Origin of the sequence: Pseudoalteromonas rubra (assembly GCF_005887095.1) — a bacterium.
Classification (GTDB): domain Bacteria; phylum Pseudomonadota; class Gammaproteobacteria; order Enterobacterales; family Alteromonadaceae; genus Pseudoalteromonas; species Pseudoalteromonas rubra_E.
In genome coordinates this window covers 55,475-70,124 of sequence record NZ_PNCI01000019.1, presented here as the reverse complement: position 1 = coordinate 70,124, position 14,650 = coordinate 55,475, and the positions used below count along the sequence as shown (strand labels likewise).

The 14,650-nt window shown below is 49.0% G+C and carries 15 protein-coding genes; 11 read left to right on the top strand and 4 right to left on the bottom strand.

What is annotated here, in order from left to right; translation table 11 throughout:
- Together CWB99_RS09765 and rlmA are read left to right on the top strand one after the other, a co-directional pair.
- Complete coding sequence (locus tag CWB99_RS09765; protein ID WP_138551330.1) at positions 1-627, top strand: energy-coupling factor ABC transporter permease; 627 nt, start codon at positions 1-3, stop codon at positions 625-627.
- A complete protein-coding gene (gene rlmA, locus CWB99_RS09760; RefSeq protein ID WP_138551331.1) occupies positions 624-1,427 on the top strand; it encodes a 23S rRNA (guanine(745)-N(1))-methyltransferase in 804 nt (267 codons plus the stop codon). The genes CWB99_RS09765 and rlmA overlap by 4 nt, the downstream gene beginning before the upstream one ends.
- Before the next feature lie 49 nt (positions 1,428-1,476).
- Here the strand turns inward: rlmA and yfbV are convergent, their stop codons facing one another.
- Positions 1,477-1,920 (bottom strand): terminus macrodomain insulation protein YfbV, encoded by a 444-nt coding sequence (gene yfbV / locus CWB99_RS09755; protein ID WP_138551364.1) that lies wholly within the window; start codon positions 1,918-1,920, stop codon positions 1,477-1,479.
- Positions 1,921-2,245: 325 nt separating this feature from the next.
- On the opposite strand from yfbV, the gene CWB99_RS09750 reads away from it, so the two are divergent.
- The 7 genes from CWB99_RS09750 to CWB99_RS09720 all read left to right on the top strand — a co-directional run bounded on the left by CWB99_RS09750 (position 2,246) and on the right by CWB99_RS09720 (position 8,789).
- Positions 2,246-3,445 (top strand): acetate kinase, encoded by a 1,200-nt coding sequence (locus CWB99_RS09750; protein WP_138551332.1) that lies wholly within the window; start codon positions 2,246-2,248, stop codon positions 3,443-3,445.
- Positions 3,446-3,448: 3 nt separating this feature from the next.
- Positions 3,449-5,596, top strand: a complete 2,148-nt coding sequence (gene pta, locus CWB99_RS09745; RefSeq protein WP_138551333.1) for a phosphate acetyltransferase — start codon at positions 3,449-3,451, stop codon at positions 5,594-5,596.
- A gap of 146 nt (positions 5,597-5,742) precedes the next feature.
- The gene (locus CWB99_RS09740; protein ID WP_138546801.1) at positions 5,743-6,123 is read left to right on the top strand and encodes an ACT domain-containing protein; all 381 of its coding nucleotides are present in this window, start codon (positions 5,743-5,745) and stop codon (positions 6,121-6,123) included.
- Positions 6,123-6,629, top strand: coding sequence for a PTS glucose transporter subunit IIA (locus CWB99_RS09735; protein WP_138551334.1), 507 nt, complete (start codon positions 6,123-6,125; stop codon positions 6,627-6,629). The genes CWB99_RS09740 and CWB99_RS09735 overlap by 1 nt, the downstream gene beginning before the upstream one ends.
- Entirely contained in the window at positions 6,626-6,976 is a 351-nt protein-coding gene (locus CWB99_RS09730; protein ID WP_138551335.1) for an ArsC family reductase, read from the top strand. The genes CWB99_RS09735 and CWB99_RS09730 overlap by 4 nt, the downstream gene beginning before the upstream one ends.
- Positions 6,973-8,112 (top strand): succinyl-diaminopimelate desuccinylase, encoded by a 1,140-nt coding sequence (gene dapE / locus CWB99_RS09725; RefSeq protein ID WP_138551336.1) that lies wholly within the window; start codon positions 6,973-6,975, stop codon positions 8,110-8,112. Before CWB99_RS09730 ends, dapE begins: the two co-directional genes overlap by 4 nt.
- Positions 8,109-8,789 carry a M15 family metallopeptidase gene (locus CWB99_RS09720; RefSeq protein WP_138551337.1) on the top strand — a complete coding sequence of 227 codons (681 nt, stop codon included), beginning with the start codon at positions 8,109-8,111 and terminating at the stop codon, positions 8,787-8,789. The genes dapE and CWB99_RS09720 overlap by 4 nt, the downstream gene beginning before the upstream one ends.
- A gap of 18 nt (positions 8,790-8,807) precedes the next feature.
- Here the strand turns inward: CWB99_RS09720 and CWB99_RS09715 are convergent, their stop codons facing one another.
- Positions 8,808-10,025, bottom strand: coding sequence for a pyridoxal phosphate-dependent aminotransferase (locus tag CWB99_RS09715; RefSeq protein ID WP_138551338.1), 1,218 nt, complete (start codon positions 10,023-10,025; stop codon positions 8,808-8,810).
- A 197-nt stretch (positions 10,026-10,222) separates the two neighbouring features.
- Positions 10,223-10,567, bottom strand: coding sequence for an Hpt domain-containing protein (locus tag CWB99_RS09710; RefSeq protein ID WP_138551339.1), 345 nt, complete (start codon positions 10,565-10,567; stop codon positions 10,223-10,225).
- Positions 10,568-10,694: 127 nt separating this feature from the next.
- Between CWB99_RS09710 and CWB99_RS09705 the strand changes: the two genes are divergently transcribed.
- A complete protein-coding gene (locus tag CWB99_RS09705; RefSeq protein WP_138551340.1) occupies positions 10,695-11,303 on the top strand; it encodes a tRNA-uridine aminocarboxypropyltransferase in 609 nt (202 codons plus the stop codon).
- The gene (locus CWB99_RS09700; protein ID WP_249331809.1) at positions 11,293-12,108 is read left to right on the top strand and encodes a CLCA_X family protein; all 816 of its coding nucleotides are present in this window, start codon (positions 11,293-11,295) and stop codon (positions 12,106-12,108) included. Before CWB99_RS09705 ends, CWB99_RS09700 begins: the two co-directional genes overlap by 11 nt.
- Here CWB99_RS09700 and CWB99_RS09695 read toward each other — a convergent pair.
- Positions 12,059-14,569, bottom strand: coding sequence for a putative bifunctional diguanylate cyclase/phosphodiesterase (locus tag CWB99_RS09695; protein ID WP_138551342.1), 2,511 nt, complete (start codon positions 14,567-14,569; stop codon positions 12,059-12,061). The genes CWB99_RS09700 and CWB99_RS09695 overlap by 50 nt on opposite strands.
- Between the last annotated feature and the right edge of the window lie 81 nt (positions 14,570-14,650).

Sequence of the window (14,650 nt, the reverse complement as noted above, 5' to 3'; positions counted from 1 at the left end):
ATGTTTACCGCTCTTGTAGCCATGGGCTTGTTTGCCCTGAGTATCAATAAGCACCAGTATCAGGCACTGCTGCAAACGCCGGCACGACAAACCGGTGTGCTGGCTTGTGCGCTGGTACTGGCACTGCTGTGGCAGATCCAGGCTGGTATTTTACCGCAGCTTTCTATCCATATTTTGGGGATCACTGCGGCGACACTCACACTTGGCTGGCATATGGGCCTGCTGTGCACAACGCTGGCTACTTTGCTCAGTTATTTCTTTGGCCCTATGCCCATCGATAACTTTTGGACATTCTGGCTGTTTACAGCCCTGCTACCTGTCTATCTGAGCTATGGTCTATTTTTACTCTGTTATCATTTTCTCAGCCGCCACTTTTTCGTCTATATCTTCGTCTGTGCATTTTTGTGTGGAGGTCTGGTAGCAGCCAGTAAAATAGCGATAAGTGCACTGTATTACCTCAGTATCGGACTTTATGACTGGCCTGTGCTGGTCGACAACTATATTTTTTACGCGATCATCATGTGGTTTCCGGAAGCCATGCTTAACGGAATGGCCATCACCTTACTGATCACCTACCGACCACACTGGGTCAAAACCTTTTATGATAGGGATTACTTAGATAAATGACGCTGCATTATCGCTGCCCCATTTGCTCGGCACCTTTGGCTGAGCAAAACAAGACGCTTCGTTGTGAGCACAACCATCAGTTTGATGTGGCAAAAGAAGGGTATGTTAACCTGCTTCCGGTCCAGTTTAAAAACTCCCGCCAGCCTGGTGATAATCTGGATATGGTGCAAGCCCGGCGTGCATTTTTTGCCACCGAGCACTATCAGTTTTTACAGACTCATCTTGCACACACTATTTCAGCGATGCCATGCGAGTCTGTCATAGACATGGGATGTGGAGAGGGCTTTTATACTCAGGCCATTGCCAGCGCGCTACCTGAGTGCAGCCAGGTGTTTGGTGTGGACATTTCTAAACCAGCTATCAGATACGCCGCAAAACGCTACCCTCAGGTCCGCTTCAGTGTCGCTTCGATTAAAGATGCGCCATTTTCAGCAGAACAGGCCGATGTGCTGTTGAGTGTGTTTGCCCCCGTGTTTGCTGAGGAAATGGCTCGTCTGCTAAAGCCCGAAGGACAATTGTTGGTTGTCAGTCCGGGACCTAAGCACCTGTATGAGTTAAAACAACATATCTATGATGACGTTCGCCTGCACGACGTGCCAGATTGTCCATCAGGATTTGTTGAAGTGGAACAGCGTCATCTGGAGCAAACACAACAAGTGGCCACAGAGGTGGTTAAGCACCTGATCAAGATGACCCCATTCGCGTGGAAGTTCAAAGAGAGCCACTACCAAACGCTGGAACAAACGCCAACCCACCAGGTCACCTTTTCTTTCTTGGTAACCCGCTATCAAAAGTCCTGACCGGGCTGTCATCAACACTCATACCAGATAAAAGAAAACCTCTGAGCTGTCAGAGGTTTTCTTTTGCAAATGCTTTATCCATTTTCTCAAACATATCTTTGAGCAGTTTTGCCAGCTCACGGTATTTGGGATCCCGTGACGCGTCAGCCTGATAACCATTGGCTACCATTTTGTGATAAAGCTCTTTGTACCAACTATTCAACGCCGGATTCAGGCGTGTATCTGCCCGCTTACCAAGCCACAACAACCCCTGTACAGGCAAAGACAAAAAGAACAGAGCAATGGTGATGGCCTGAGGAAGATACGCCATTCCCAGGTACGAAGTCTGAATAAAAACCGAAATAACTGCCAACACAGGCATCACCTGCAAGGCAAATTCAGTCGCTTTAATCACTCTGAATTCGGGAAATAACAGCGTCAATTCCTTGCGCATTGGCCATTCTTTGGCGTACTGACGTCCAAGTTGCACTTGTGAAATAAGACTTTTCTGCATCATAACTCCCGGGTGCAAGGGCAAATTTTTACTCGTTATATCAACTTAACACGGCAACTGACAACTTACATTTGGTCAATTTCGTCAAGCGGAGCAACATCATTAACCTGTTGCTTACTTGCGCTCGACCGTTGCCTAGTTTCCAATCAATAAAACGAGCAACAAATCACGATAAACCAATACCGATGGCCTAACGTTTCTTAAAAAAATCGGGTAAAATTAACTTCATACTCGTCAATTATACCTTAGTCTAATATGTAGCTAAATGCGCCTTTTCATTTAGCTTAATACGCAATAACAGTTATTGTCAAAACGGATAGTCATTATGTCATCTTCCCATGTTCTGGTACTCAATTGTGGCAGCTCCAGCCTCAAGTTCGCAATCATAGACCCAAATACCGCCCAGGAACACCTCTCTGGACTCGCGGAACGCCTCGGCGAAAGCGATCCGCAAATAAAATATAAGCATGAGGGCCAAAAACACGTTGTCACACTCAATGCTGGCGACGCCCACCAGGTTGCTATCGACAAACTGGTTGAACTGGTCAAGTCCCTTGGGTTGGATAAAGAACTGGTTGCAGTCGGTCATCGCGTAGTGCATGGCGGTGAGCACTTTACACATTCCGCACTAATAGATGATACTGTGCGCCAGGCTATTGTCAAAACAGCCGATCTGGCTCCGTTACACAACCCAGCCAACCTGCTGGGCATAGATGCTGCTACTCAGGCATTCAGTCACTTACCTCAGATCGCAGTATTCGACACAGCCTTCCACCAGAGCATGGCACCTACTGCGTACCTCTACGCACTCCCCTATGAGCTTTACAAATCCCATGGGATCCGCCGCTATGGCTTCCATGGCACCAGCCACTATTTTGTATCGACTCAGGCCATCAAAGCATTAGGCCTTGAGCAAAAAAGTTCTCGCATTATCACCGCACACCTGGGTAACGGCTGCTCTGTTTGTGCAATAAAAGATGGTAAATCGGTCGATACCAGCATGGGACTGACACCACTGGAGGGCCTGATCATGGGTACTCGTAGCGGTGATATCGATCCGGGCCTGTTTTCCTACCTGGTTAACCAGCTAGATTACAGTGTTGAACAGGTCGATACTTTGCTGAACAAACAAAGTGGCTTGTTGGGGATCAGTGAATTGTCGAATGACTGCCGCACCATTGAAGAAGCCGCCGCAGATGGACACCCCCAGGCTACCTTAGCACTGGACATGTTCTGTTATCGCCTGGCTAAGCAAATTGCCAGCTTTGCAGTGCCCCTGGGTGGCGTAGATGCGCTGGTATTTACCGGTGGTATTGGCGAAAACTCAGATGTGATCCGCGCAAAAGTGGTTGAACAACTCGGCTTTTTAGGGATGGAGATTGATGCGCAGGCAAACCTCGATGCCCGCTTTGGCAAACAGGGGGAAATTACCCGCTCAGGCAATACGACCAAAGCATGGGTGATCCCAACGAATGAAGAATGGGTCATTGCCCATGATGCCGCGCAACTGGCACAGGAGCACTAAATCATGAGCCGTCGTATTATGCTGATCCCTATTTCAACCGGCGTTGGCCTAACGTCCGTGTCGGTTGGTCTGGTGCGCGCGTTGGAACAAAAAGCTGTTGCGGTTAATTTTTTTAAGCCCATAGCACAGCCCCGAAAAGAAGACACAGGCCCGGAAAAATCAACCTTGATTGTACAACAGGGTTCTTCTATTTCCCCGCCTAAACCATTTGAGCTGAGCTATGCCGAACAAATGATTGGCGACGGCAAGGGCGACGATTTGCTCGAAGAAATTGTCGAGCGCTTTGAAAGTGCCATTAACCCGGGTGAAGTGGCAATTATCGAAGGCATGGTGCCAACACGTCGCCAGCCTTACGCAGGTCGTGTCAACCGGGAGATCGCCCAGACACTCGGTGCAGATATTGTGTTTGTACTCACCCCGGGCAACGACAGCAATGACCAACTCGAAGACCGCCTGGAAATTGCCGCCGGCAACTATGGTGGCGTCGACCACGCTCGGGTATTAGGCTGTATCTTTAACAAAGTCAATGCACCACTTGATGAAGATGGCCGGGCACGTGCCGATCTGGTTGACCAACATGAGCCGGAGCAACTGGAGAATGAGCTAAACAGGCTGGCTTCTTTGCCCATCTTCCGTAAGCATCCGTTTATGTTGCTTGGTGCTATTCCGTGGGATTTTGATCTGGTTGCGCCACGTGTGGTTGACCTGAGCAACTATCTGGGCGCGGAAGTGATCAACGCCGGAGACATGGCGCATCGCCGTTTAAGACGGGTCACCTTTTGTGCCAGAACCGTCTCAAATATCCTCAATCACTTTACACCAGGCGCCCTGTTGGTCACGCCAGGTGACCGCTCCGATATTCTGGTTGCGGGCTGTTTGAGTGCCATGAACGGCACAAAGCTGGGTGCCATTTTGCTCACTGGCGGATTCAAACCAGAAGCCAAAATCATGGAGCTGTGCGAACAAGCCATGGCAACGGGCCTACCGATCCTGGCTACCACCGCAGATACCTGGCGTACCTCATTGTTATTGCACAACTTCAACATGGAAGTCCCTGCTGATGATGAACAGCGCATCGACAAAGTGAAGCAACACAATGCCGATCATATTGACGCCGACTGGCTGGACTCGCTGGCTCAGGGCGTAGCCCGAACCCGAAAGTTATCGCCTCCGGCGTTTCGTTTCTTGCTGACAGATTCAGCACGTAAAGCGAATAAGACCATAGTACTGCCAGAGGGCAACGAGCCTCGGACCATTAAAGCCGCAGCTATCTGTGGTGAGCGAGGCATTGCCAAAACAGTGCTGCTGGGTGAGAGAGAAGAAATCGAACGTATCGCCGCACAGCAAGGGGTGGAGCTTAATGACAATGTCACCATTCTTGACCCCAATGATGAGGTTGAAAAGTACATAGCGCCTATGGTTGAGCTGCGCAAAAACAAAGGCCTGACAGAAGTTGTGGCAGCAGAGCAACTGCAAGACAATGTGGTGCTGGGCACCATGATGCTGGCCGAAGACAAAGTAGACGGTTTGGTATCGGGTGCAGTCAACACTACCGCGAACACCATTCGTCCACCACTTCAGCTAATCAAAACAGCCCCGGACTCGTCACTGGTCAGCTCTGTATTCTTTATGCTGCTGCCTGATCAGGTTCTGGTTTATGGTGATTGTGCCATTAACCCGGATCCCACTGCTGAGCAACTGGCAGACATTGCAATTCAGTCTGCGGAGTCTGCCGCCGCATTCGGCATTGAGCCTAAAGTGGCGATGATCAGCTATAGTACCGGCACATCTGGCCAGGGAGCCGATGTCGACAAGGTGCGTGAAGCAACGCGTATTGCGCAAGAAAAACGACCGGATTTGGATATCGACGGGCCACTACAGTACGACGCAGCCATTATGGAAAATGTCGCACGTAAGAAAGCGCCAAACAGTAAAGTAGCTGGTAAAGCGACGGTATTTGTATTCCCGGACCTCAATACTGGAAACACCACTTACAAAGCCGTACAGCGAAGTGCCGATCTGATCAGCATAGGGCCCATGCTGCAAGGTATGCGCAAGCCCGTTAACGACCTTAGCCGCGGTGCACTGGTTGATGATATTGTTTACACGATTGCTCTGACCGCTATTCAGGCGGGACAAAACGATCAGTAACACCTCAACCTGGTTCGTCACCTAATTCGGGAAGCATACATGCTTTCCGAATTACAACTTAACAAGGTGTGTAGTCAACGGAAAAAGGTTTCTTTTGGCCATGCTTGACTATACTATGAAAGAGTCACAGGTGTCAGGACTCGGATATGTCGAAGCAAACATTGCAGGTATTGCCACACAATTTTACCATCCATAGTCTGGATAGTGAGCAGGCTGTGCCCGCAGAGGTGATGTCCGCCGAGATATTTTTCATTGCAAAAACCTCCGAAGAGCTTTCCATTGTTTGTCCAAGCACACTCCAATTTGACAGCTTTGCAACTGAACCAAATTGGCGTGCACTGGAAGTCATTGGTCCGCTGGGTTTTTCTCTGACCGGTATCATGGCCAATATTTCCGGCGTTTTGGCCAGCGCCAATGTCTCAATTTTTTCGATTTCGACCTACGACACAGACTATATTTTAGTCAAAGAAGCACAACTTCCTGACGCCATTAAAGCACTCAAAAAAGACGGATACCTGTTTGTCTGATGCATTTATCACAGCAGATTAATTACGCACCTATTGCGCAAATTGCCAATCCGATCATGCACATTGCCAGTCCCTTTACAGGCAAAGTACATCCACTCAGTCATCACCCAGAGCCTTTATTTGCCAGCGGCATGCTAGGCCCGGGCGTCTGTGTCAAGCTCAATGCAGCGATGGTGTTAGCCCCCTGTCCGGCAAAAGTTGAAAAAATCAGTCAACAGGGCTGCGAGTTTGTACTCAGAACCAAGACTGGTTTGCTGATACTCCTGCACCTGTTGCTGCCGACAGAATATCGAAAAACAGAGCACCTTATTCAACACAGCTATGGCAAAAAGCAGGTCGCGAAGGGCGATATTTTGTGTTATTTCGATGTACCGAGCGACGTCGATATTCTGGGCACCTTAATACTGCTCAATGCAGACAAGCTGGGACCGTGTTATTATCCTTTAAATCAAGTCACTGCGGGCAAAGATCCGCTAATCACATTAGCCAGGGCATGCAATTTATGACCACCATTATGTACGGTATCAGCAACTGCGATACCATTAAAAAAGCCAAAAAATTCCTCGAACAAAACGACATCAGCTATACCTTTCACGATTATCGCAAAGACGGGCTGGACGCGCAGATGCTGGCTGAGTTTGTTGACGCACTGGGTTGGGAAAATGTACTCAATAAACGTGGCACCACTTACCGTGCCCTCAGTGATGAGGACAAGCAAAACCTCGATGCAGATAGTGCACAAAAACATATGCTGGCAGCGCCTGCGATGATCAAGCGCCCCATTCTGCGCCACGCAGGCCAGTACCACCTTGGCTTTAAAGCACCACAATACCAGGACATTTTCTCGCTATGAGTGAGACACACAGTGAGGTAGTTGCGCTGGCCAAGGCACTTATCCAGCGTCCATCTGTGACCCCGGAGGACGCTGGGTGTCAGGCCATGATCAACGAGCGTCTCAGTGCACTGGGATTTAAAGTCGAAGAGCACTTTTTTGTTGATACGCTCAACACCTGGGCACGCAAAGGCACACAGGGGCCGCATTTTTGCTTTGCAGGGCACACCGATGTTGTACCTGTCGGTAATGAGCGGGACTGGCGTTTTCCACCGTTTTCAGGAGAAATACACGACGGTATGTTACATGGCCGTGGTGCCGCGGATATGAAGGGCTCACTGGCGGCTATGGTGGTGGCCACAGAGCGTTTTGTCGCGCGTTTTCCTGATCATAACGGGTCAATCAGTTTTTTGATCACCTCGGATGAAGAAGGACCATTTATTAATGGCACGACTAAAGTGGTTGATTTACTCGAAGCCAGAAATGAAAAAATAGATATGTGCCTGGTTGGCGAGCCCTCATCCAGGGATCAACTGGGTGACGTGGTTAAAAACGGACGCCGAGGTTCACTGACCGGACACCTCACCATCAAGGGCGTGCAAGGGCATGTTGCCTACCCCCATCTTGCCAAAAACCCTATTCACCTGGCCACACCGGCACTGACTGAGCTCAGCACGATACAGTGGGACCAGGGAAACGCATTTTTCCCGGCCACCAGCTTCCAAATCTCAAACATCCATGGTGGCACCGGCGCTGGTAATGTGATCCCCGGTAGCCTTGATGTACAGTTTAATTTTCGCTTCAGTACCGAAGTGACTGCCGAGCAACTCAAGGGTCGTGTGTGTGAGATACTCAACAAACATGGTCTGGACTATGAACTTCACTGGACACTGAATGGCCTGCCCTTTTTAACCGAACCTGGGCCACTGTTGAATGTCACACTGGATGCCATCAAAGTTGTGACTGGTATTGATGCAAACCCGGAAACAACGGGGGGGACTTCCGATGGGCGCTTTATCGCGCAATCCGGCTGCAAGGTTATTGAACTGGGTCCTGTCAATGCAACCATTCATCAGGTCAACGAGTGCGTAAGTGTAAAGTCTCTCGACCAGCTTGCTGAAATCTATGAGCTGATCCTGGAAAAGCTGCTCACATGAACCACCTCAGCACACTTGCGTCTCAGGCATGTGGCCTGTCCACCAGCCACCTGGCCTCGTATGCCAATGTGTTCATCCACAGCGCCATCCAACGTGATCTGTTGGCACTGAGTGAAGCAGCAAAGCAAGCCGGATTTACGTTTTGTATTGCGTCAGCCCATCGCGACTTTCATCGACAGTGCCTGATCTGGAATAACAAGGCTCAGGGGTTGCGCCCGGTGTTAAACAGTCAAAATGAGCCGGTCGACCTGTCTCTGCTGACACCACAAGCCCGTGTACACGCCATTATGCTCTACTCCGCTCTCCCCGGTGCCAGCCGTCACCACTTTGGTACCGATCTGGATGTGTACGCCAGCAATTGTCTGCCCGCAGGGCAAAAGTTGCAGCTGGAACCCTGGGAGTATGAGCAGGGGGGGCCTTTTGCCGAATTGAATGACTGGCTGAGCCTGCATCTAGCTGAATTTGGCTTCTTTAGACCCTATCAGCGTTATCAGGGGGGCGTAGCTGCCGAGCCCTGGCATATCAGTCACAGGCTGAGCGCTGCGGGTATGATGAAAGCAGTTAATGTAGAGATACTGGCGGAGGTGATCGGCAGTCACGACGTTGCAGCCAAACACACTATTTTGGAGATGTTGCCGACACTATACTCTCAGTACATCGGCAACATTTGTGAGTAACGTAGCGACAGGAAATTCCTATTGCTGGCGATAATGTGCGAAAAATCGCTGCATCCTGGCCATGGCAGGCTCCAGCTCATCCATATGCGGTAAGAATACCAACCGGAAATGATCCGGCTGTGGCCAGTTAAATGCCCTGCCATGCACAAGCAATATTTTCTCTTCGCGCAACAGATCCAGCATCATTCGTTCATCATTTTTCACATTAAAATGTTGCGTATCTATTTTAGCGAAAGCATATAGTGCTCCCATAGGCTTAACACAGGACACGCCCTGAATATCATTTAACCCTTGCCAAGCAATCTGACGCTGCTCGTACAAGCGCCCGCCGGGTTGGATCAATGCGTCTATCGACTGTACTCCACCCAATGCCTGCTGGATCGCAAATTGCGCAGGCACGTTGGCACACAAGCGCATCGATGCCAGTATATTGAGACCATCTATCAAGTCCTTCATCGCTGACACTTTTCCACTCAGTACCATCCACCCCATCCGCAAACCGGCTGCCCGATATGTCTTCGCCAGACCATTAAAGGTGATCACAGGCAAATCATCACACAAAGATGCAATAGACCAGTGCACGGCACCGTCGTAGAGGATCCTTTCATAGATTTCATCACTGAGCAGCAACAGGTTGTGCTCTCTGGCAATATCAATAAGCCCCTCAAGGAGCGCTTTGCTGTAAACAGCACCAGTTGGATTGTTTGGATTGATTAATACCAGAGCGCGTGTTTTAGGTGTAATTTTGGCCCGAATATCAGCCAGATCAGGAAACCAGTCAGCGGCTTCATCACATAAATAGTGCACAGGTTTGCCGCCTGATAACTTAACAGACGCAGTCCACAAAGGGTAATCAGGTGCTGGTATCAATACCTCATCGCCCTCGTTTAACAATGCCTGCGTCACCATCTGGATGAGCTCACTCACCCCGTTGCCGATAAATATGTTATCTACACTTATGTTTGGCAGGCTTTTCTGCTGATAGTGCTGATATACGGCAACCCGGGCGGAATACAGCCCTTTGGAATCACAATAGCCCTGAGCATCTGACAAATTGCGAATGATGTCACGGTGCATATCTTCGGGCATATCGAAACCAAATGCCGCCGGATTGCCGATGTTCAGTTTGAGGACTTTAGTGCCCTCGTCTTCCATTTTCTTTGCCTGTGACAATACGGGCCCACGAATGTCGTAACATACCCCATTGAGTTTGCTGCTTTTAGTAATTTTTATCATTATTTCTCCCCATTCAGACTACTAGAATAGCGCCCTGCTGACAGGAAGAAAAGCATATTCAATACAGAGTTTTAAAAGGGAAGTAAGACGACGAGCAGACTCGGCTCGCAGACACTATTGATGGGAGATAACAAAGAGAAAACAGCTCAAATAAGCCCCTGAGCTGTCAGATTATGTGATGCCGATAGCGACTATACTTATGCGTTTGCCATCAACCACTGTTGCAGCTTAGTGGTAGAACCAATCACTTGTTGTGACAAACTGCCAAGTGCCTCTTTGGCCGAATTCACATCCCCCTGCAAAAGCAGCATTTCGACCTCACGGGCACTGTCTGACAAGCTCATTGCCCCAAACTGCGCAGCATTGGATTTTAAGCTATGTGCATTGCGTGTGGCAGCTTCAAGATCTACAGGTAAAGACTCTCTGACTTCACGCTCTAAGCGCTCGAATTCACTGATGCAAAACACTAAAGTATCTGAAAATTGCTCACCTAACAGGGACTGCATCGTATCCAGGCAAGCTTCATCTATTATTACGTTCATATTAGTCCTTTCACTATCTGGCTAACAAACCCACCAACAGCCTCTCTTTAGGTTAATGCTAGCTAAGAGGGCCCCAAACTGCAAACTATGATATGATCTACAGCAGAAAAAACAGTAAAATAATGCGATGAAACGAACACTTTGCAATCACTGCCACTTCCCTGAACAGACTTGCGTCTGCAATTTCCTTGGCGAGCCACTCAAAAATCACTGTAAGATAGTGGTATTGCAACACCCCAGTGAAGTCAAAGTGGCTAAGAATACGGTTCGCTTATTATCATTGCAACTTAGCAACATTGAAGTCGTCGTTGGTGAGTCGGAAACAGATTTTGCACAAGTGCGTGAACAACTTCACACAAGTCGGTGCGCACTACTGTACCCTTCAGAGAGCGCCGCAGCACTTTCAGCGCCCACAGAAAAAGTAAATCGGCCAGTCATTGAAACCTTAGTCGTGTTGGATGGAACCTGGAAAAAAGTCCACAAAATGCTCATGCTCAACCCTTGGTTGATGGGCCTTCCCCATGTCTCATTTACAAACTTGCCCAAAAATCAGTACCACATTCGCAAAGCCGAACAAGCATTTAGTCTGTCGACGCTTGAAGCAACAGCCCATTTTTTACACCTGTATGAAGCAGCTTCACCTGAACCTTTATATCGCGCTTTGGCAGGCATGATAGAGCAGCAGACCCGGCTCATGCCTGAACATGTCAAACAAAGGTATTTACGTGACGAATAAGCGGCCCAATAGCCCTTCTCGTAATCGATTGAAGCGTCGGTTTTACCGTCAGGGGCCAGATTATCGCTTCGGCGATCAAGCCAGTTTTGACGAAATTAAGACAACCTTTGGCTTTAAAACCATAACATTAGGTGCCTGGGTCGACAAACAAGAACAACATATAGCCGCTAACCTAGTTTACGATGCACTGGCCGATCTGACCCAGATTTTGTCAATTCCCCCCGTCGCAATCGGTCTGCGAGGCACACTGAATCTCGCATTTGGTAGCGGTGGGCAGGCTGGCGTTCAGGCACATTATGACAGCAATCAGCGGACGCTGGCGCTGGCGAAAAACGCCGGTGGCGGCGCGCTGGCGCATGAATGGTGGCACGCGTTTGATCACTATATTGCTAAGCATATGTTCAACAAAGTACGCGCACATGACTTTGCATCAGCACTTTGGCTTACTCATACACCGAACCTGACACACCCGCTTAATCAGCAGCTTGATGCGCTGTTTCGCCTTCTGCTACTGGATAGCCAAGGCCTTGAACCCAGCGACTACTTTAAGCATGCTGCGTTGTTAGACAAAGCACGCGCAGCCCAGTACTACGCGCGACCACAAGAGTTAACAGCCCGGGCGTTTGAATGGGTTATAGCCAATGATATTCATATCCGTAATGCCTTTTTGGTAGACGATGTGCTTGGCTCTGAGCTGGAACGTCTTGGCGGCTTTCCAGACGAAACCATTGCGGCTGAAACATGCCTTGCCACCTCTAGTTACTTTCAGATGCTAGGTGCTGCGTTATATCGTCAAATGCAATAAATTCAGTCAGCCAGCTGCGGTACTCTGCAAACGGTAGCGGTCTGGAAATGTAAAACCCTTGGCCAATATCACAGCCAAAAGCTTGTAACATCTGGTAGCATTGGACGTTTTCAACCCCCTCGGCAACAACTTGAGAGCCCAGGTTATGCGCCATATCACAGGTGGCCTTACAAATCGTCTGGTTGGTTGCTGAGCTGGCAATGTTCATGACAAAACTCTTATCAATTTTGATTTCATCAACCCCCAACTGACTCAAGTATGCAAGTGATGAATAACCCGTGCCAAAGTCGTCAATGGCCATTTTGACACCCAGCCTTTTGAAGCCATCAATGATTTCGTTAAGATCAACCTCATTTGCCAAAGTGACAGATTCGGTGATTTCTAGCATCAGCTGCGAGGGAGCCAGGTTCAGCTGACTGATCAGAGTGATCAGTTGCACAGCAAGGTCCTTTCTGCCAATGTCTTTCCCGGAGACATTCAGTGACAGGACATGCTGCGGATAAACACGACACAGTTCCGCTTGTGCGATCAATGCCTGCTCTACAACCCAGTCTGTGATTTCGGGGATCATGCCTGACGATTCAGCGATAGGAATAAACTCATCTGGCGGGATCACCCCCAACTCAGGGTGGTGCCAACGCAGCAAGACTTCTGCGCCAAACACTTCACCCTGTTGCAGCTTAACCTGAGGCTGAAAATAGAGAGAAAACTGGTTCTGTGCTACGGCATATTTTAAAGAAGAAGCGACTTTTATTCGCCGCTCCAGATACAAAGAGTCGTTATGATCGAATAATTGCCACTTTTGCGTTCCCAGGGGACGTGTCGATATCGCCTGTAATGCGCGTTGCATCAAAGCCTCTGTCGTTTGAGCATGAACGGGGTTGCTGGCAACACCAATTTCCAACTGATCAACCAACAGTTCTCCCTTAAAACTAACCCCTTCTTCAAAAATTGACGCCAACAAGCATGCATACTGCTCAACCTGACTCAACTCCAACTTACCACGCAAAACAATGGCAAACAGCGTATCATCCAGCCGATAAATCTCAGTGCGACTATTTGGCTCTGCGGCAACCGTCACTCTGCCATAGGTATCGAGTTGAGTCTGAACTTTTTTTAGCAACGACTTCAACTGTATCGCTGCGTAATCCCACCCCATATTTAACCGAATTACGCTCAACACTTTAGGCCGAAACATCACTAATGTGTGATGCTGATGTGTACTTTGCAACCCGTCCAGCGCCTTTTGCAGCATGTGACGGTTGGGCAGCCCGGTTTCTTTGTCATGGTTTGCATACTGAAGTAGCAGCAGCTTCTTTTGCCGTTCATGCCAATATACGTAGTAGGCCAGCAACAATACATGCCCCGTCAGTAAAGCATGACTTAATAAAAAGTAGTGAGAAAGTGCTATCACGCCCAGTTGCCCCAGCATTAAGATCACAACCAATACCAAGGCTGGTAGAAAAGCGAGCACCAATAAGCGCGCTTCATATTGATACTGAGCGGGTTGCAAACAGAGTAAATAAGTCACATAAGCTGTAACAACCAACCCAGCCATCACCTGGAACAACAGTTGATAACCAGTGTGTAATGGCGCACTGATACAGACGACCAACAGCAAACCCCATAATAGTCGCCACAGGTAGTATCCGTGTTGTTCATTTAATCGCTTCTCCACTGCAAAATAGTGAAAAAAGCACAGTACGCAGGCAAGAGAGAGTAAAAATAACTGGCTGCTATAGGTTGCCATGGCACCACTGAGCGCGCTGGGAAAGAACAGCACATTCACGCCACTCACCGCGCCGCTGATAACCGCAACCAGCAGTACATAAGCAGCCAGAGCCAATAGTCCGGGTCGGAATTGAGACACAGCCATGAGCATCAGAAAAAAGGCAACAAAATAGATGCCACCCGTTTCAACACCAAACAAAAACACCTTGTGACTAAGCAACTGTACAAATTCAGCTTCGTGCACAGCCACCACTGATAACCATTGCGGGTAAGCACCCTGAGCCTGAATATAGAGCTGGGCGGGTTGCATGTCTCTGGGTATCTTTACATGGGGTAACACCGCCTGGGCAGACGATGCCAGCTCTTTTGTTGGGGCAATTAGCGTATACTGAATCAGTTTGCCTGAGCGCTCCAGATAAAACTTGAGTACACCCTGGACAGGCTGGGTGTAGATGACCTGTTCATGATGTGGATTTGCAGGTATATCGACTCGCACCCAGGTCGCTATACCTCGCTGCAGTCGAATGCTCTGCTCGACCGAGGTCATACTCTCAGTCATCTGACGAATTTCTGCAAGACCAAGTTGATTGGTCGCATCACTGTATACTCTAAGTGACATCGGCGCCTGAGGGCCTTCTGAAGGCTCACTGGATTGCGCTGCGCTACCCAGCATCAGAACAGCCATGACAGTCAACAAAACGGCTATTACGCGTATCACGCTTAACCACATCCCAACCTCCTTGAGCAAGTGGCAGAGTTCGTTCAATTAACAGGCCAGTTAAGGCTAAGCCCGGTTTAGCTGGCTTCAGGT